Here is a 19,680-nt window from a genome sequence, read left to right on the forward strand (position 1 = left end):
CGAAAAATTGAATGGCTGATCTGCAACTCTCCCAAATTTATATCTATCCGGTTAAATCACTCCGTGGGCTCTCTCTTTCTGAGACCAAACTTACCAACAGAGGTCCGGAGTGGGACCGCCGCTGGATGCTGGTTACTCCCGACGGACAATTTCTCAGCCAGCGGGAGCTGGGAGTCATGGCCCGCCTGCAGCCGACCATAAACGGGCATCAGATCCGGGTTACCGACCTTCGGGGCGGAAGGGAAGACCTGCAGTTTCCCGTGCAGCCACCGGCGAAATCACACCGGCAAAAGGTAACCGTTTGGCAGGATGAATGCGAAGCCCTCCGGGTCTCTCCGGAAGCCGACCGCTGGTTCTCGGAAGCACTCGGCACGCCCTGCCACCTGGTGTATATGCCAGACGACAGCTACCGCCCGTTGGATCCGCGCTACGCCAAAGGTGATGAAACCGTTAGTTTTGCCGATGGCTATCCCTATTTGATCCTGGGTGAAGCCTCCATGCAGGATCTGAATAACCGACTTTCGGAACCCATCGACGTATTGCGGTTCCGACCCAATCTGGTCTTTTCGGGAGGAACACCCTTCGTGGAGGATAACTGGAAGAACTTCTCAATTGGATCTGCGCTCTTCCGTGGCACCAAACCCTGTGCCCGTTGTCAGATCCCGACAATCGATCTGCATACGGGCCAGGCCTCCAGAGAACCGACCCGGACGCTGGCAACTTTTCGTCGGCAAGATCGCAAGATCCTCTTTGGTCTGAATGCCTGCTGGGAACTGGATCAGCCAGAGCACGAATCTATGATCCGGATAGGTGATCCGATTAAATTGCATGAAACGCCAACCGATCCTCCGCTAAATGGTGTCTGACCTGGAAAATAATGGGTTATGAAAAATACAAATGCGCTTGCTAAAATGAGCGGCATCCTGCTCCTGTTTTCCTGCCTGCTTCCGGCCTGCGAAAAAGACTCCGATGATAATTTCCGGGAGGTATTGGAGACCAGGGTCTTCACCAATCAGGAGATCGCCCTCAATTTTGACTCCCTTATTCCTCCTTTTTGGAACAGAGGCTGGAAATACCAATTGGAACCGGGTAACCGACAGGTCGCATTTTACTCCCGCTACATTGACCAAAACCGAAATATTTCAGACGACGAAGTGACCTACGAACTGGTCTTTGAATTCGATCCCGACCAATCCAGCTTTTTACTTCAGGACTCAGCACTCTGGTACGCAAACTGCCTATTCGATGCCCAGTGCTTTTGCGCGGGCAACAGCAACTGGCGGATCGCCAAAGGGGAGATCAGCGGGCAAAAACTCAGTGATGATACCTGGTCCATTGATTTCGATATCCGCTACGATCAGTTCAACTATGCAGATTCTACGTATACCGAACAGCAGTACCGGGGCGCAGAGGTCTTTCGGTTGGAATAGCTAAGGATTCTCCACTTGTAGACTTTCCTTTCCGGCTCACTAATCCTCTGCAATGGGATTTGTGTTGCCGCTATTGTTCCGGCTGCTACCGGACGGAATTAGCTCCTACCCTATTTAACAGCCCTTTTTGCCAGGAGTCGCGCCAATCCCGGCCTCCGGAATCATCTCCCGAAAGACGAACTCAAAAAATCTCCCACCGACTCAAGATTGTTGCGAGCCGGCTCAACCCCACATGGTTTTACGGTCGTATGCACCTTAATTTGTCTATACAATCTATCTAATAACCCTAAAAAACGATCATGAAAATTCAATCAATTCTCGTAGTGGTCGCCCTGATGGCGATCGTACCTTTCAGCTACGGCCAAAACCAGCAAACCCTGACCGGACCGCAGGCCAAGAACTTCAAACTGATGGGCCAGGATCATCCAGCCGTTACGGTGGCAGATACCGAAACCGAATCTGTCGAATCACTGACGGGACCGGCCGCCAAAAACCAAAAACACCGCTATCGGGCCGCAGGCGTCCAAACGGATTATTCAGCAATCAGTAACCCGAAGTTCATGGGTCCCAAGGCCAAAAATTACAAGTTCTGGAAAAACCGGGAGCAGGAAGTAAGCGCTCTGCCTAAAGGGAAAATGAACAGGAAAGATCAAACGTCTTTATTTAAATAAGTCAAGTTGTCTTTAATCGTAGAGAGTAGATGGTAAAGTGTAGAGAGACTGCAACCGTTAGAATGAGCGATTTTGCTCCATTTTAACGATAGGTAATCCCTCTACCTAAGTTACTTCGAATTTAGATTAAATAAGTGATTGAAATCAGTTTTGTTGAGAAACCCGGACCTTGCTGCTAAAAGGTCTGGGTTTTCTTTTTTGCACCATCTCCTTTGCTATCGTCCAGACGAAACTATAGACGCATTAACGCAATTACATTAAAAAAAAATGTAATAATAACTTGCATTTACCAAATAAAATGCCTTATTTAGCCCCACTTCTACTGCTAATCATATCTATCAAAATTGGTTTTTAAACCATACGCACTGATGTTTCCACATCATGCTTATCCATTGTAAAAATTCGCTTTTCCAAACCTACAGCTACTTCTCATTCTAAATTCAATACACTAAGCTGTCTGGGTATTTAACCCGGGCAAAAGGTACCTTTCTATTTCCAAATTTTCAAACACAAGCAACTGCTTGTATCGCTCGTCGGTACAAGAGCCTAACCTATTTTTTATTTAAAAAAAGTATTCAACTTATGTTTAAAATGCGTCTCTTGACCAGATTGCTCGCAATTTTGGTCATATTAATTCCCTTTGGTTGTAATAAAAATGCCGATTTACAGGATGTAGCAATAAATCCTGCAATTGACCTCTCTGAAAACCTGACCTTCAATGCCGAACAACTCGGACAATTCGTTTACCGCCATGTTAAGTACTATATGGCTACGGTTGATCCCTATTCCTTTGTTGCCGAAGAATACCGGGATGAATTTAAGAGCAAGTTCGAATCGGAAGTAAAAGCCTACGAAACAAGAAATCTGAATAACGAACAACATTTGGATTACCTGGTGGAGCAGGGTGTCTATTCGATCGCTCAGGTCGACTTAATGAAAAAACAACACGCTGACCTGAGAACCTTTTTATTCAATGAACACCCCAACGCCACAACGGCCTGGAACTGGATGCTCGATCAGGATAAGGCAGTTCTCGAAAACGAGTTGTTGAGCGACGAGGAAAAGGGAGAGATCCTCAGGATCAATTCCATTACCCGTCACCTCATGCAACACCGCTTAGAGACCTACGATGCGTCGGGCCACGATAATCTGGGAGCCAAAAGTTCCTGTGATTTCTGGGATCGGCTCTTCTGTTATCTGGGTGCAGTGAAGGATATGCTGGGCCTGGGTGATAAAATTAAGGCAGGGAGTAATGCCTTCGGTCTGATCGGTGCCGCTATCGGTGCCGTAACGGGAGCATACCGGGCCATCACCAGTTGCTCTGCCTCCTGTAACACCAGTATTTGTGGGCCTTTCGAGGGAGTTTCCCTGGCCTACAATTGCTACGATACCGGTGATAACCTGATTTTTACCGGATGGGGACACGGAGATATTTCGCCGAGTTCGATCATTTTCGATTACTACAAAAATGACGATTGGAGCAGTGGTTCCAACTTTTGGTCCGATGTGGAGACCGACCCTACCAGTCTATTGCCCGGTACGGAAATCACGGACCATAGCGTGGATGAAGTGGGCGTCCGCACGTCCAACCTGTGCTCCGGTATTGCCAAGATCGCCAACCACGGCATGTGGGACCTGGACGATTTGGGCGTACCCTACGGCGCAGTAGTTGGTGATGATAACATCCACGTAGATCAGACCAACTACCAGCCTACTTTCACCTACTGGGTGGCTGGTCCGGTAACGATCGCCGATGCTACGCTTACCTGGTCGATCATTCCCTCCGGATATCCCGGCTACTCCGCGACCGGTTCTTTTACCGGTGGTACTACCAACCAGATCGTTACGATAAACTGGGATGATACGCCGGGATTTGTAACGCTGCGGTGTACGGCCGTATCCGATTGCGGTACCGAATACATCGACCTGAGAATACACATTTATGATTATTAATTTCGATCGATAAGTAATTATTGATCCCTGATTAAAAGTAGAAGTTTTAAGTAGAAGTATAAAAGGACGCAATTAAAATACAGTGACGGGCCGCACCGGTAACGTTGCCTGCTGTGCTGTTTCACTGCAGCTCAAAAACACTGCAATTTGATTACGCTCTTCACAGCTATTCTCGATTTGAAGGCAAATTCTGCCGCTACCTAATCGGGAATAGCTGTTTTTTTGTAAAATTTTGTCCCACTCACCCTTATTTATACCGATACCCAGCTCGATTTATGGTTGCTTTCAACAATGCGTTCGCATAGCAGCAACTCCCGGTAACCGTCCGCAAAGGTTGGATAAAGTGGAGCCTCACGCTGATCGCCGCGAATAGCTGCGTATACTTCCCGGAATAATTGTTTGGACGTATCCGGAAAGCCTTCATTATGGCCGCCGGGATAAGCGACCAGCGCCGCCGCCTCCGGATAGAATAAGGCAGGATCGCGCAGCAACACCTGGTTGGGTTCATCGCGGTGACCGATCCAGAGCTCATTCGGTGTTTCCGAGCACCAGCTAAGGGTCTGTTTGGATCCGGCAATTTCCAGACTCAGCCGATTCTTGCGGCCGGCCGCCACCTGGCTGACCGTTACACTTCCTTTGTTTCCGTTATCAAAACGCAGCAAAACGGTGGCGTGATCTTCCGTACGGATCGGCACGTCCGCATAGTCTTCCGGTTGCAGCATTTTACCGGAATAGGTCTCGACCGGTTTCAGTGGCTTTTTTCGCGTCTGGTGTACCGTATTGAAATCGGCCATTACCTGCGTCACTTTGCGACCGGTAACGTATTCCAACAGATCGATCAGGTGACTGCCGATATCGGCGATAGCGCGGGAATCCCCGGATTGCTCCGGCTCCAGGCGCCAGTTGTAATCAGTAGCGTAAAAGAGCCAGTCCTGCAGGTACGAGCCAAGCACGGAGAAGACTTCCCCCAGATCCCCTTTTTCCCGCAGCATTTTCATTTGCCGGACCATGGGATAATAACGGATATTAAAGTGCACCGCATTGACCAGTCCTTTTTTCGCGGCCAGTTCTACCAATTCCTGCGCTTCCTCCAGCTTGACGGCCAGTGGTTTTTCACAGATGACGTGGATGCCCTTTTCCAGAGCGGCTTTGGCCATCGGGTAGTGCAGGTGGTTGGGCGTACAGATATGGACCGCATCCAGCGATTCCTGGTCGATCATTTCGTAAAAATCAGTGTAGGCCCGCGGAATGCGCAACTGCGCCGCTTTCGCTTCCGCTTTCTCCCGGGTGTGGTGGCTGATCGCCGTCACTTCGATCCCGGGTATTCTGCGCAGTGCCTCGATATGCGCCGGACCGATAAAACCGAGCCCGACTACCCCCACTTTTATGGTATCCATGATTTCTCTTTAGGTATAATTAATTGGTATACAGTTTATAGGCCTGCCCAGCTGAAGGATGTATTGGGTAATGGGCCGCTGCGTGTGCAACGGCCGTGCTTTCGATCAGTAACCGGAAGTGTCCTTTCCTATAGCTGACGGATCGACATCGCTGGCAACACCGTATTTCTTTTTGGCTGCTTCCAACATGGCAATGGTGGCCGTGGCTCCTACCCGGGTGACTCCCAGATCTTTGACTTTCAGCAGGTCTTCCAAGGTGCGAACGCCGCCGGCTGCCTTTACCTGCACTCCGGGCGCACTGTGTTTGCGCATCAGTTTCAGGTCGGATTCCGTGGCTCCCTGATAGGAGTACTTTCCGTCCGATCCTTTCACCATCCCGTAGCCCGTAGAGGTTTTGACAAAATCCGCCTGGACCTTACTGCAGATCTCGCAGAGTCTGATCTTGTATTTATCCTCCGGCAAAAAATCATTTTCAAAGATCACTTTTACGATAGCCCCGTGGGCGTGGCAGACTTTCGTAACAGCTTCGATCTCCTGCTCCACAAATGCCCAGTCCTCCCCCAGTACTTTTCCGATGTTCACCACCATATCGATCTCCGTCGCTCCGTCGCGGCAGGCCTTTTCCGCTTCGGCAACTTTTATCTCTGTGGTAGAATTCCCGTGCGGGAACCCGATCACCGTACCGACCAGAACGTCCGAACCGGCCAGCCAGCGGACGGCGTCCTCCACGGCGTACGGCTTGATACAAACGGAAGCTACATTATATTTTCGGGCGATCGCGCACCCTTCCTCCAGATCCTCGCGGGTCATAGTGGGGTGAAGTAAAGAGTGATCGATCATTTTAGCGAGTTCGGTTACAGGATCCATGTCTGTTCGTTTTTAATTTGAAGGATGTATTGGCGTACGGCTCCGTTCTATACGGATAGTGTCGGCCGTCAGAACCGGTCGGGATTGGCCTCCTGCCAGTCCTTGCGGTACACTTCCGGTACCGTACTTTCTTTCAACATGCAACCTTTCACCAGGGGTGGATAAAGCTCATCGTAACGACGGACTTCGTTGACGCTGATCCGCCGGTAAATGTGACTGCGGTTGATCTGTGCCGGGTCGGAAATACCGGCCGCCGCCATTAATTCGACGAACGAATGTAGGGTCTCCTGGTGATAGTTCGCAACCCGTACCCTCTTGTCGCTGACGACCAGACCCGCTACCAGTTCCTTATCCTGGGTAGCCACGCCCGTCGGGCAGGTATTTTGGTTACACTCGAGCGCCTGGATACATCCGAGGGCCAGCATCATGGCGCGGGCGCTGTAAGTGGCATCCGCCCCCAGAGCGATCGACTGGAAGATATGAAATCCGGTCATGATCTTACCGGAAGTGAACAATTTCACGTGCTGCTTAAGGTCGAAGCCCACCAGCGCATCGTAGGCGAAAGCCAGCCCTTCCCGGTAGGGCATACCCACGGAGTTCGAGAATTCCATCGGGGCCGCTCCGGTGCCACCTTCGCCCCCGTCAACGGTTATGAAATCGGGATAGATCCCGGTCTCCACCATGGCCTTGCAGATCGCGATAAATTCGCTTTTTTTGCCGATACACAGTTTAAAACCGACGGGTTTGAAATCCGAAAGATCCTGCATCTGGCGAATAAACTCCAGCAATCCTACCGGCGTGCTAAAGGTTTTGTGGGAGGGCGGCGAAAGCACATCTGTTCCGACTTTCACACCTCTGATCTGTGCGATCTCCGGCGTATTTTTTCGCCCCGGAAGAATACCGCCGTGTCCGGGTTTGGCGCCCTGAGAAAGTTTCAGTTCAATCATTTTCACCTGGGGAGAAGCCGTGCGTTCGGCAAAAGCTTCGGGAGAGAAATCGCCATCCTCGGTACGGCAGCCGAAATACCCGGTCCCAACCTGGTAGATCAGATCCCCGCCCTGCGCTTCGTGGTAGGGACTGATGCCGCCTTCTCCGGTATTGTGGGCAAAACCACCGATGCGGGCGCCTCCGTTCAGGGCCTCTATGGCGTTTTTACTCAAGGAACCAAAACTCATAGCCGCCACGTTAAAAATACTGGCCATATAAGGTTGCTGACAGTGCTGACTGCCAACTTTGGTTCGCGGATCGTTGTCCAGCTCGTGGGTATCCAGCGCCGCGATGGAGTGGTTCATCCATTCGTAGCCTTCTTCGTATACATCCAGTTGGGTACCGAAGGGAGAGGTGTCGAGTTGGCGCTTGGCCCGCTGGTAAACGACCGAACGAAAGATGCGGCTGATCGGCCGGCCGTTGGTATCCGATTCGATGAAATACTGGTACAGTTTCGGCCGCAATTCCTCCATAACATACCGGCCACGTCCCAAAATGGGGAAATTCCGCATGATCGCGTGCTTGTGCTGGTACATATCATAGAACCCTAACAATACGATGGGAACCAGAATGAAGTACAACCAAAAGATAGGTGGCCAGGCGTAATGTCCGACAATAAAAACTAGGCCCAGCGAGATAATGGAGAAGGCTAAAAATTCGTTCCTCATGTTGTGCAACTAATAAATAGTAACTTTTTGCGCTTAGAGATTGGAATCATCCCTATATAGAAGCGATCAGCTAATTAATCGAAAAATGTCCGCTTATTATAACCGGATGGCAACTTTTTAAAGCAAAAAGGCGTATATTACCTAACGAAAACATCTCCGAAAATCCCTTTTAACTATGCGTCAGCTAAAAATTACGAATAAAATTACCACCAGAGAGAGCCTGGCTCTGGATAAGTACCTAAATGATATAGGGAAAATAAATCTGCTCACTCCTGAGCAAGAGGCGGAAATGGCACGGCGCATTCGAAGTGGAGACCAGGAAGCACTGGAGATACTGACCAAATGTAATCTACGATTTGTAGTATCCGTTGCCAAGCAATATCAGAATCAGGGCCTGTCGTTAAGTGACCTGATCAACGAAGGTAACGTAGGTCTGATGAAAGCGGCCCGTCGCTTCGACGAAACCAAAGGCTTCAAATTCATTTCCTACGCCGTTTGGTGGATCCGCCAGTCCATTCTACAGGCCATCGTTGAATATTCCCGGATCGTCCGGCTACCGCTCAACAAGGTCGGTTCTTATAATAAGGTGAACGAAGCCTTTATTTCCTTTGTCCAGGAGTTCGAACGGGAACCTACGCACGATGAACTGGCCGAGTTACTCAACATGACTCCCAAGGAAATTGCCAATATGCTCAAAGGCAACGGCCGCCACGTTTCCGTTGATGCTCCGATTAGCGGAGAAGACGGAGATTCTACCATGCTGGACACCATTTCCAGTGACGAGAATATGAGTCCGGATACCAGTCTGATGGAACAATCCCTCAAAGATGAAGTTCAGCAGGGGCTGTCCATTCTTTCTCCCCGCGAAGTGGAGGTACTTTCCGCTTACTATGGTCTGAACGGCTACAAGCCGCTCACCCTGGAAGAGATCGGAGACCTGTACGGGCTGACCAGAGAACGGGTGCGGCAGATCAAAGAAAGAGCCATCCGCAGATTGCGCAAATCCTATAACCGAAATTCCCTGAAATCCTACTTAGGATAATACGGCAGCTTACCGTTATTTTCTGTTATCACCATGTACGAATAATGGCTCCCCCGTTGGAGCCATTGTAGCTGTTGACCGTCAATTTAAACACTATTTTTTCATGAAGAAAAATGCCCTGCCCTTCCTGGAGGGCTTTTTATTTTTTTGCCTGTTGCTGATCGTTGCGTGCGGCTCCGAAACCGAAGAAAACCCGGAGGTGGACGCCCCCCAGGAGACTTCCGTGATGGCTATGGATCTTAAGGTAGTGGTCCCGAACGGACGCCTGCGTGCGGCTCCCGATCCGCAGGCAAAAGTGATCCGACAACTGAATAAATGGGCTTCCCTGCAGGATCTAGGTGAGGTAAGCAGGCACACGACTCAGATAAGTTTTGGTGCCGAAAAATTCGACGAACCCTGGCTGGAGGTACAGGATTCCACCGGGCAGAGCGGCTGGATCTACGCCCGGGAAGTTGCCCCCGCCCTTAGCGGAGCTGATCTGCAGGAATTCCGTCGCAGCAAATTACTGCGCTCCATCTTTGGGGATGCGGCCTATCTGAAACTGGAAACCTACCGGGAGAACTGGCAACAGGCCGTTTCGGAAAAAGCCATAGCCGAAACTTACCGGCTGGGACTATCGCTGCGGGACACCCTCGTACCGATGTTGGAAAATAAATCTCACAGTTACGATACGGGTCCCCTACCCGATCTGTTCTGGATAGACAATTTCATTCCGGCCTACGTGACCCAACTGGTAGCCGAAGGCACCGTCTACTACCTGTTCAATGACTATAAACAGTGGTTAAAAATGGCTCGAAAAAGCCCGGGTAAGCAGGACGATCGCTTCTTTTCCCTTCTGGCCCGGTGCTATCCCCAGGATAGTATTGAATATTTTTACCCGGCCTGGGAGCTGCAAACCTGGGATTATGGCGGCCATCATCTGCTGGGACGGGGAATAACCTACGATATTTTGGCTGAGATTGAACAATTAGAATCCCGGACACCTTTATTTTCTAGAGCCCTGTTACAATTAAAGGATCAGATCCTGGCCGATCTGACCCAACCCAATATTCACTTCTGGGAACCGGATACCCTCGTGAAACAGGAATTAGATTCCATAATCCAGGCGAATTGGAGTATATTTACTGCAACCGACCGGGTCGCTTTGGATACCCGTCGTCTTCAACTGGACAGCGCGGTGGTACACGGGATCGGATTCAACGCCCGGGCGGGTGAATAACAGGACCTGAGCTAACAAATCAGCCGGTCATCCGAAGCGAAATCGCTTCGGATGACCGGGAAATCCCCCTTTCCGCTTCGGCCTTCACACCGGGCGATCAACGGGGGCTAACGTTTTAACATCAATATACCAATGGCATTTCTTACTATACTGTTATTACTGATCACCGTGGGAGGCCTGGGGCTGCTGTTTACCGTCCTTACCAAGTTCAGCCCGGGCGAAAAACGCATCCGGGAAGAACTGAAGCGCATGCAGTCCGACATGGATCAATGGGTGGATGAACTTGTGCCCATAGACCGCAAGGAACTGGAACTTTTTTCGCTGACGCAGATCAAAAATTCCATCACCAAACGGTTTACCACCTCCGGAAAAGGGATCTATACGACCATTTTCGAGGAGCCTATCGTAGCTTACAGTTATAAGAAGTACCTTGGTAAAAATGCCCACGGTCTGCTTTATTGCCGCACGGCTGAACACGAATACGCTTACTGGATACGCCCTAAGGGAGTGCAGGTGGTGATCGACAACAAACTGGTCGGTACCTACAACAAGGAAAACGGCGTACTCTACAGTGCCGAATCCAAAAAGATGCTGGCCCGGATCAATCGGGAAGACAAAAAGATAGCACCGGTAGTGGTTGGCGAACGCGAAGTGGCCAGTATGGTCAAAGCCCTGCCGGCCGCTAAGGACGACATCAGTACCCGCGCTTTTCAATTCGTTCGGGAAGATCTGACGCAGGAAGAAGAAATGCTTTTGCTATCCGTTTCTCTGCTGGAAATGGTTAAAGAAACCGTCGGAGAATAAGCGGGTCTTAAAAAAGTCGATTTTTTGTGTTTTCTTTGTATTCTATTCCCCAACCTTTTAGGCATTTCCCTGTTTAATACCCAAAATGCCGCATCGCCTGGAAAGCCCCTCCGGTTGATCGCTTTTTTGTATGACTCTATTTTTTCAGCATATACTCCATTGGTTATGGATCTCAGAAAAAAAGTAAACTTAATCATCTATCGTTTTCGGGAAAGAGGACTGGAAGTCTTCTTGATGAACGAAGATCAGGACAACGAGAACTGGGCATTTCCGCAGGGTGATCTGCAGGATAATTCCGAGAGCAGCACCGATGATATGGATAAGATGATCGCGCTGGACCCGGTAAAGCAGGCCGATGGAGACCTGGAAGAAGGCTGGGCGGTGGAAGGTGACTGGCACGAAATTCCCTCGCTGAAAAGTATGCTGTACGAAGATGCCATGCAGCTGAAAGAGAAGATCAAAGGCATGGAGAAGGGTACTTATGTGCTGCTGAAGGACGCTTTGAAAAAAGTACTCCCCCATCAATACGAAATGCTTAAGGAACTGAAAGATATTTTAACGGACCGGAATTCCGTAAAGGATATGTAGTCCGTACACCTGCCGGAAATCATTAATATCTGCGGCGGTGCCTGCGGATGATTTCCTGGAAAGAAATGCCCTGTCCTGGTTTTTGCCAGGGCAGGGCATTTTCTGTTTTTTATTTTCCTTTACCGCCCAGATTGCGTTATTTTGTCTTCAGGCTATCCCCAAATTGTCCTAAAACATACCGTACCTCCCTATGGAAAAAACCATCTGTTGCCTAACATTTTTTATTATATGTTTTCATGCTCTCCTCCACGCTCAATCACCTCCGGTGCTCAGCAATCCGTCCGCCTGCCAGCTGGGTTTACCCATAAACGATGATACCTGCCCCGAGGATAGCCCGCTTTACCAACCCAATATTTTTTCCATAGCGGTGACCAATGCCCCGGGCTCGAGCCTCGGTACCGATGTTTACCTCAAGGAAGTCAAACTGATCATCCGCCACGGCTGGCTGAACGACCTGGATATCTCTCTGCAGTCTCCCGGTGGACAGATCATCGATCTGAGTTCGGACAACGGCGGCGGAGAAGACGACTACGGCCGGCCGGATGCGCTAAACTGCGATAGTGCCGTGGTGTTTCGCAACAATGCCTGCCTCTCCATCGCAGAAGCTGTCCACCCTTATCTGGACGAAGCGGTTCGGCCCGAAGAGCATTTCTATACCTTCAACGATTCCATTACCGATCCCAACGGCACCTGGAAGCTCATTGTCTGCGACGATGTTGACGAAGACGCCGGAAGCCTGGAATTTGTGGAACTGGTCTTTGAACCGATCAGCTGTCTGCCGGTGGAAGAGATCACGAGCATTAAGGTCGATAGCACTGCGGCTATCGTATCACTGAGTCCGGAAGGCTTTTGTGGAATAACCGTTTTTGAATACGGTCCGCCCGGTTTCACGCCCGGCGTAGATTCCACGGCGGGTCCGGAAGGTCAGGTGGTTATTGTCAATGACTGCCCGCCGTTTACCATCAGTGGACTACCGGAATTGACGGATCTGGACCTGTACGTTCGGCGCTACTGTGCGGAAAGCAATAGCTTTTCGGGAAATACCTGCGGGGACAGCCTCACCACCGGCTGCCGGCCTCCGGCACCGACCATTGAAACCACCTTCGCCACCGAAACGAACTGCACCACCAATTGTGGCGCGGAATGCCCGATGACCGGTTTGTGGCGGAATGCGCCAATAGCCGATATCGACTGGATCGTGCACAGCGGCCCCGTTGCCACCCAGGGTACCGGTCCCAGCTCTGATGCCAACGGTGATGGGAAATATGTCTATCTGGAATCCAGTGGAAGCAGTTGTGCCGCCGGTTCCGAAGCAATTCTGCTGTCGGCCTGTGTGGAGCTCAATACCGCCGGTTCTGATACCTGTCATTTTTCTTTCAACTACCATATGTACGGCAACACCATCGGCAGCCTGGCCCTGGAAGCCACGCTCGACGGCGGCTTTAGCTGGGTACCGGTCTGGGAACAGATAGGTGATCAGGGGAATCAATGGAATAAGGTCTACCTGAGTTTGTCTGACTTTCCGGAAGGAAGTACCATGCAGTTCCGGTTTGTCGGTACCAAGGGAGACGGCTTTCGCGGGGATATTGCCCTCGATCATCTTGTTTTTTACGGTTCCCGGCTGCTGGCCTATCCGGAACAGCCTTATTATGTGGATCTCGATGAAGACGGTTACGGCAGCGGAAGTGCCTTTATTCTGAGCTGCCTTCCCGAGCCACCGCCGGGTTACACAGATAATAATCTGGATTGCAACGACAATGATCCCAATATCAATCCCGGCCGGCCGGAAGTCCCCTGCGACGGGGTCGACGACAACTGCAACGGTCCGGATGATGATACTTTTTTGCCGTCCCCGCTAAGTGCCAACGATACCATCTGCTCGGGGGAAACGGCCGAGATCTGTGCCACGGCCGGCGAGGGCTTTCTCACCGTCTGGTACGATGATCCGGCACTCGAAACCCCGGTTTTCATCGGGCCCTGTTTCGCTCCCGAATTACCGGAAAATAACACGCCGAACACCGTAATCTATACCTACTACGCGATTGAGACCAATTTCACCTGCGCTTCGGACATTCCGACTACGGTAGAGATCCACGTTCGCCCCCAACCCCAACTTAGTCTGAACAATACACCGAATGCCTGCCCCGGAGATACCTTTAATCTGGCCGCGATAGATATTGTGGACGAAAACTTTACCAACGGTACCCTGAGTTTCCACAGTGCCAGTCCGGCACTGCCCGAAAATGAGATCAGTGATCTGCTGATCCCGGCGCAAAATGATACGGTGGTCTACGCGCTTATGAGCTCCGACGCCGGCTGCCGGGATGAAATAGCGATCCCCCTGACGCTGAGTCCGGGACCGGATCTGAGCTTCAGCCCCACCGATTCCTTTATTCTTTGTAAAGAGTCTACTACCACTGTGGAGGTTATCGCTACCGGAGGCAGTGGGAACTACCAGTACTTTTGGGAAAACGGTCGCACGACTCCCTCCCTATCCGTCCGGGCCGGACAGATCAGCGGGGATACCCGAATCTACGGCGTGACGGTGACCGATGAGAACGGTTGTTTCAGTACGGACAGCGTAGTGGTGCAAACCTCCAATAGTATCGATTCGTTGTTCCGGCAGGTAACGAATGCCATCAGCTGCGACGGCAATGAAGGGAGTATTATTCTATCTCCGCTGACGGGGCTGGCCCCTTTTACCTACCAGTGGTCCGGCATAAACGGCGTCAGCGGTTCGGCGACCAGCGCTCAGGATACCTTCGTTATCGCCAGCTTACCGCAGGGTTCGTACCGCATTACCATTACGGACAGTTCATCCGAGCAGTGCGCTTTCTATCTGCGTAATGTTTTGGTACAGGGACCGGGAGCAGTAGTGGAAGCCATCCGCGTCAATGAGGTGAGCTGCGGAGGAGCGGAAGACGGCCGGATCGACCTGGACGTAATCGGGAATAATCCGATTTATAGCTGGAGCAACGGAGCCGATACGCAGGATATTGATCAGCTTGTCGGTGGGCTCTATTCGGTTACCATTACCGACGGCCCCTGCACGACGGTGCTGAGTGATATTGAAGTGACCGAACCGGCACCGCTGGGATTTCGTTCGACCGTTGCACCGGCCAGCTGCGCCGACACCGAAGACGGACAGATCACCCTCAATCTCTTCGGTGGGAACGAGCCTTATACGATCGGATGGGCTACCGGCCAAACGACCGCTACCCGGAATGGTCTGGCCAGCGGCTACTATGCCTTTACGCTCACCGATATCAATAACTGCAGCCTGGAGGAAAGCGTGCTGGTATCCGCTCCGGATACGCTCCAGGTACAACTGGATTCTCTAAAAAACCTGAGTTGTTTTGGGGCGGATGACGGCTATCTGCAGGTCAGCGGGCAGGGAGGCACACCGCCCTATCAATACCGCTGGACCGGCGGCAGTACACTTCCGGCATTGTTTGAGCTGTCCGTCGGAAATTATACAGTTACCATTACCGATTTCAACGGCTGTAGTGCGGTCCGTACTTTCGCCATTACTCAGCCGCCCGCGCTGGCAGTAGCACTGGTGGACCAAACGGCACCGCTGTGTGAGGGAGTTCCCAATGGCGCTATCGAGTTAAGTGTGAACGGAGGTACCGGTCCCTATAGTTTTGTCTGGAATGACGGTGCAACAATCCAAAACCGTGATACGCTCGCCGTGGGCCGCTACGTTCTGACGGTCACCGACGCCAACGGATGCACCACGGCGCCCTTATCCATTGATCTGCTGCCGGAAGAGATCCTGGAGCCCGGTATCAGTCTGACGCTGCCGGACTGCGTCGGCCCCAATACCGGTAGTATACAGCTGACGCCCACCGGAGTTGGGCCGTTTACGGCAAGCTGGTCTAACGGGGCGGAGGGTTTGCAACTGAACAATATTTCAAGCGGTAGTTACGGCCTTACGCTTTCCGATAGCCGGGGCTGTTTGCAGGACAGCGTCATTACGCTCGAAGCGCCCCAGGTTTTTGATCTGGACCTATCGGTTAAAGGGCCGTCCTGTTTTGGTGTAACGGACGGATTTGTCCAGGTACTGGTTACCGAGACAGGTACGCCTCCCTTTTCTTTCCAGTGGAGCGACGGCGCTACCGATCAGGATCGATTCACTCTGGGTGCAGGCGACTATCAGCTGACGGTAACCGATGGCCTGGGTTGTGCCCTGGTTACCGATACGATCACCTTGGTGGAACCCGAGGCCTTCCGGATCCAGGGTTTTGACCTGGGTCAGGTGGTCTGCAATGGAGCCGCAACCGGCTATATTGAAGTAGATCTCAGCGGCGGCACCCTTCCCTACCGGATCAATTGGGTGGGCCAGGGGGTAGAGGATCCGGGTATCTACGAGATCCCCAGTGGAAATTACCGGCTCCAGGCATTTGACGAGCAAAACTGCCCCATCGACACCACCTTCCGGATCAGTCAGCCGGCGATGCTGAACCTGAAGGTGGATATCATCAAAGGGGATCCCTGTGATCCGCGCCAATCCGATATCCTGCGGGCATCGGCTACCGGCGGCACCCCACCTTATCAGTATAGCTGGAGTAACGGAGCCGATCAGGCGACCCTCACGGCACCGGAACCCGACGACTACAACGTAACGGTGACCGACGCTTTGGGTTGCCAGGACATCATTCGTTCTATTAAGGTACGACCGCAGGAACCTGCTTTGGCACTGGATAGCTTTTATGTGACCGATATTTCCTGCTTCGGCGCTGCCGATGCGACCATGACGGCAAAGATCAGCGGCGGTTCGGGACAGTATACCTACCTTTTTCGACCGGCCCGCCTGTTCGAAAATACTAACTCCGACAGCATCACGGTAAGCGGTTTGAGCCGGCACAACCAGTACAGCGTGACCGTGACGGACGTCAATACGGGATGCCGGGTGGCTTCTCCCGTGCTCACCGTCAAGGAACCACCACCTTTGAGCATTCAGCTGGATAACAATCAATCCGTGCAGTGTTTCGGTGGATCGGATGGAAGCCTGGAAGTAGGCATCAGCGGGGGCACGATGCCCTACTCCTACCAGTGGACCAACGGGGCCGGTACCGTGATCAGCCTCGAAGAGGACCTGCAGAACATTTCCAGCGGTACCTATCAGCTCCAGGTTATTGACGCCAATGCCTGCACCCTTAACTTTACGGACTCGATCCTTACGCTTAATCCACTGATCGAACTGACGGATACCGTGATCGAGCCCATCGCCTGCTTTGGAGAAGCTACCGGTAGTATTGATATTACGGTCGGCGGAGGTCTCCCGCCGTTCGATTACCTCTGGAGTAACGGGGCCGTTACGGAAGATCTCGACAGCCTTATGGCGGGTCAGTACAGCCTGACCGTGAGCGATGCGGATAACTGCCAGGTGACATTTCCTGCTTTGGAAGTCCCGGAGAGCGGTGATCTGCTGGAGGTCGAAACGGTTACCGTTCCGGTTAGCTGTTTTGGCGCTTCGGATGGTGCGGCCCGGGTGAAGATCACCGGAGGAACCCCGCCCTACCAATTCGACTGGTTCCGCAACGGACAACCCATCGCCAATGTAAATGAAGCCCAGCTGAACAATGTCCCGGCGGGCATGTACACTCTGGAATTCAGTGACAGTCAGGGCTGTAGCCGTACTTTTAAACTGGATGTGAGCAGTCCGGACGACCTCGTAGTGAATCTTCAGGTGAGCGTACCCCAACCGCCCGATTTCGACAACGGACGGGCGTCGGTGATCGTGACCGGTGGGCAGCCGGGTTACTCTTACCTCTGGAGTACTGGCGATACCACCGCCGTGATCGAAGATCTGAGCACGGGCACCTATAGCCTGACCGTTACCGACAGTGAAGGCTGCCAGGACATCGTGAGCCTGACCCTTACCGATATCATTGATCCGCAGATTCTCCAATCCGCACGCTTGTTCCCCAATCCGGCATCGGAGCTGGCCCGGCTGGAATTGACCTTCCCGCGGGCGGTAGACAGCGAGCTGCTGGTATTGGATGTACTCGGTAAACTGGTCCTGCGGGAAATTCTGCCCCGGCAGACCCAACAAAATATCCCCATTGATATTCACAACTGGCCGGCGGGTGTTTATCAGGTGGCAGTACTGCACCGAGGACGGGTAGTTTTTGCGGAACGTTTGGTGGTCGGAAGGTAGGATAATGGGACGGCGAATTCACAGAGCGATTTTAAGACATCCGGTTTATGATCGTATGTTTTAAAATTAGATTACAGCTTTGCGAGGGCGCGGAATCCTATTATTGAAAACGTTAAAGTCGAGTTGACGACAAACGGGACGCCATCCTGCTTGCCCATTATTTGGGAACCTTGAAATGATCAATATCAGTCTATGGTTTAATACAGATCATAAAGAAAGCCTTTGGTTGATGATAAATTGTAGGTAGACTCAAAACCAAAACCTTACCTCATGGCTTTCAATCTAGAACAGTACGGTATTGATGTTGCAACCATCTACCGGAACACCTCCGTCCCTAAACTTTACGAGATCGGATTACAAAAGGAAAAAGGCACCGCCATTTCGGATGCCGGTGCTCTCCTGGTCTACTCCGGAAAAAAGACCGGTCGTAGCCCTAAAGATAAACGTGTAGTGCGGCATCCTGACTCCGAGAACAATATCGACTGGGGACCCATTAATATCGAACTGGATGAGCGTATATTTATGATCAACCGGGAACGCGCCATTGATTACCTCAATGTTTGCGAGCACCTCTTTGTGGTGGATGCTTTTGCCGGTTGGGATAAGGGCTACCGCATCAAAGTACGGGTGATCTGTACGCGGGCCTACCACGCCCTCTTCATGCAGAACATGCTGATCATGCCTACCGCAGCGGAACTGGCGGAATTCGGGGAACCTGATTACGTGATCTTCAACGGCGGCCATTTTCCGGCCAACCGCTACACAACGAAAATGACCTCCAAAACCAGCATTGATGTCCATCTCGAAAAAAGAGAGATCGTCATTCTGGGAACGGAATATGCCGGGGAGATGAAAAAAGGCATTTTTTCCGTCATGAATTACCTGATGCCGCTCCAAAACGTATTACCCATGCACTGCTCGGCCAACGTTGGCGAAGCGGGTGACGTTTCCATTCTTTTCGGACTTTCCGGAACGGGCAAAACTACCCTTAGTGCGGATCCTAAGCGACGTCTGATCGGTGATGATGAACACTGCTGGACGGATACCGGCGTATTCAATATCGAAGGTGGATGCTATGCCAAAGCCATCCATTTATCAGCGGAGAACGAGCCGGATATTTACAATGCCATTCGCTTCGGTTCTATTCTGGAGAATGTAGTTTACGACGAGCAAACCCGGGCGGTAGATTATGATGATGTTTCCATTACCCAGAATACCCGCGCTTCCTATCCGATCCATTACATCGAAAACACCCAGATACCGTGCGTAGCGGGCCATCCCGGACACATCATATTCCTGACCTGTGACGCTTTTGGCGTATTCCCTCCCGTCAGCAAACTGACGCCCGAACAGGCCAGCTATCATTTCATATCCGGTTATACCGCCAAGGTGGCCGGTACGGAAATGGGCATCACGGAGCCCCAGGCTACTTTTTCCGCCTGTTTCGGAGCCGCTTTCATGATGTGGCACCCCAATAAATACGCCGAACTGCTGGCACAAAAGCTCAAAGAACACCAGGCGACGGCCTGGCTGGTCAATACCGGCTGGACCGGCGGCGGCTACGGTACCGGTTCCCGGATCAAACTGAAATATACCCGGGCCATCATCGATGCGATCCACCAGGGTGCCTTTGAGGATGCAGCATGGATCCGGGACGAACATTTCGGCTTCCAGGTACCGACCTCCTGTCCGGGCGTACCCGCCGAATTGCTGTGGCCCAAAACCACCTGGGATGATCCCGAAGCGTACGACCGGGTAAAAGAACAACTGATCGGACTGTTCCAGGAAAACTTCGAGCAGTTCAAGTCCAACGTTAATGCCAATATTCTGGCCGCCGGGCCAAAACAAAAAGCGGAAGTGTAGAAGTTGAGAGACTGTTTGAAATTGTTAA

At 51.7% G+C, this 19,680-nt stretch carries 13 protein-coding genes; 10 read left to right on the plus strand and 3 right to left on the minus strand.

Annotated features, from left to right (window positions below):
• The first annotated feature begins 11 nt into the window (after positions 1-11).
• The 4 genes from CRP01_RS05390 (at position 12) to CRP01_RS05405 (ending at position 4,054) form a co-directional block, all read left to right on the plus strand.
• Positions 12-866, plus strand: coding sequence for an MOSC domain-containing protein (locus CRP01_RS05390; protein WP_099148988.1), 855 nt, complete (start codon positions 12-14; stop codon positions 864-866).
• A gap of 18 nt (positions 867-884) precedes the next feature.
• Positions 885-1,430: a hypothetical protein gene (locus CRP01_RS05395; protein ID WP_099148989.1), complete on the plus strand. Its 546-nt coding sequence runs from the start codon at positions 885-887 to the stop codon at positions 1,428-1,430.
• A gap of 299 nt (positions 1,431-1,729) precedes the next feature.
• The gene (locus CRP01_RS05400; RefSeq protein WP_099148990.1) at positions 1,730-2,101 is read left to right on the plus strand and encodes a hypothetical protein; all 372 of its coding nucleotides are present in this window, start codon (positions 1,730-1,732) and stop codon (positions 2,099-2,101) included.
• Between the two features lie 600 nt (positions 2,102-2,701).
• Complete coding sequence (locus tag CRP01_RS05405) at positions 2,702-4,054, plus strand: hypothetical protein (protein ID WP_143473281.1); 1,353 nt, start codon at positions 2,702-2,704, stop codon at positions 4,052-4,054.
• A 251-nt stretch (positions 4,055-4,305) separates the two neighbouring features.
• Here the strand turns inward: CRP01_RS05405 and CRP01_RS05410 are convergent, their stop codons facing one another.
• The 3 genes from CRP01_RS05410 to CRP01_RS05420 all read right to left on the minus strand — a co-directional run bounded on the left by CRP01_RS05410 (position 4,306) and on the right by CRP01_RS05420 (position 7,973).
• The gene (locus CRP01_RS05410; RefSeq protein ID WP_099148992.1) at positions 4,306-5,451 is read right to left on the minus strand and encodes a Gfo/Idh/MocA family protein; all 1,146 of its coding nucleotides are present in this window, start codon (positions 5,449-5,451) and stop codon (positions 4,306-4,308) included.
• Positions 5,452-5,556: 105 nt separating this feature from the next.
• Positions 5,557-6,318 (minus strand): deoxyribose-phosphate aldolase, encoded by a 762-nt coding sequence (deoC, locus tag CRP01_RS05415; protein ID WP_099148993.1) that lies wholly within the window; start codon positions 6,316-6,318, stop codon positions 5,557-5,559.
• Positions 6,319-6,386: 68 nt separating this feature from the next.
• Positions 6,387-7,973, minus strand: coding sequence for an FMN-binding glutamate synthase family protein (locus CRP01_RS05420; protein ID WP_099148994.1), 1,587 nt, complete (start codon positions 7,971-7,973; stop codon positions 6,387-6,389).
• Positions 7,974-8,148: 175 nt separating this feature from the next.
• Here CRP01_RS05420 and CRP01_RS05425 point away from each other — a divergent pair, with 175 nt between their 5' ends.
• The 6 genes from CRP01_RS05425 (at position 8,149) to pckA (ending at position 19,652) form a co-directional block, all read left to right on the plus strand.
• The gene (locus CRP01_RS05425) at positions 8,149-9,015 is read left to right on the plus strand and encodes a sigma-70 family RNA polymerase sigma factor (protein WP_099148995.1); all 867 of its coding nucleotides are present in this window, start codon (positions 8,149-8,151) and stop codon (positions 9,013-9,015) included.
• Positions 9,016-9,118: 103 nt separating this feature from the next.
• Entirely contained in the window at positions 9,119-10,234 is a 1,116-nt protein-coding gene (locus CRP01_RS05430; protein WP_099148996.1) for an SH3 domain-containing protein, read from the plus strand.
• Positions 10,235-10,366: 132 nt separating this feature from the next.
• On the plus strand, positions 10,367-11,038 hold the full coding sequence (locus CRP01_RS05435; RefSeq protein ID WP_099148997.1) for a hypothetical protein: 672 nt from the start codon (positions 10,367-10,369) through the stop codon (positions 11,036-11,038).
• A gap of 165 nt (positions 11,039-11,203) precedes the next feature.
• Entirely contained in the window at positions 11,204-11,626 is a 423-nt protein-coding gene (locus CRP01_RS05440) for a hypothetical protein (RefSeq protein ID WP_099149163.1), read from the plus strand.
• Positions 11,627-11,891: 265 nt separating this feature from the next.
• Positions 11,892-17,789: a T9SS type A sorting domain-containing protein gene (locus CRP01_RS05445; protein WP_170110237.1), complete on the plus strand. Its 5,898-nt coding sequence runs from the start codon at positions 11,892-11,894 to the stop codon at positions 17,787-17,789.
• 270 nt (positions 17,790-18,059) lie between these two features.
• On the plus strand, positions 18,060-19,652 hold the full coding sequence (gene pckA / locus CRP01_RS05450; RefSeq protein ID WP_099148999.1) for a phosphoenolpyruvate carboxykinase (ATP): 1,593 nt from the start codon (positions 18,060-18,062) through the stop codon (positions 19,650-19,652).
• Positions 19,653-19,680: the final 28 nt, after the last annotated feature.

The organism is Flavilitoribacter nigricans DSM 23189 = NBRC 102662 (assembly GCF_002646595.1).
GTDB lineage: Bacteria > Bacteroidota > Bacteroidia > Chitinophagales > Saprospiraceae > Flavilitoribacter > Flavilitoribacter nigricans.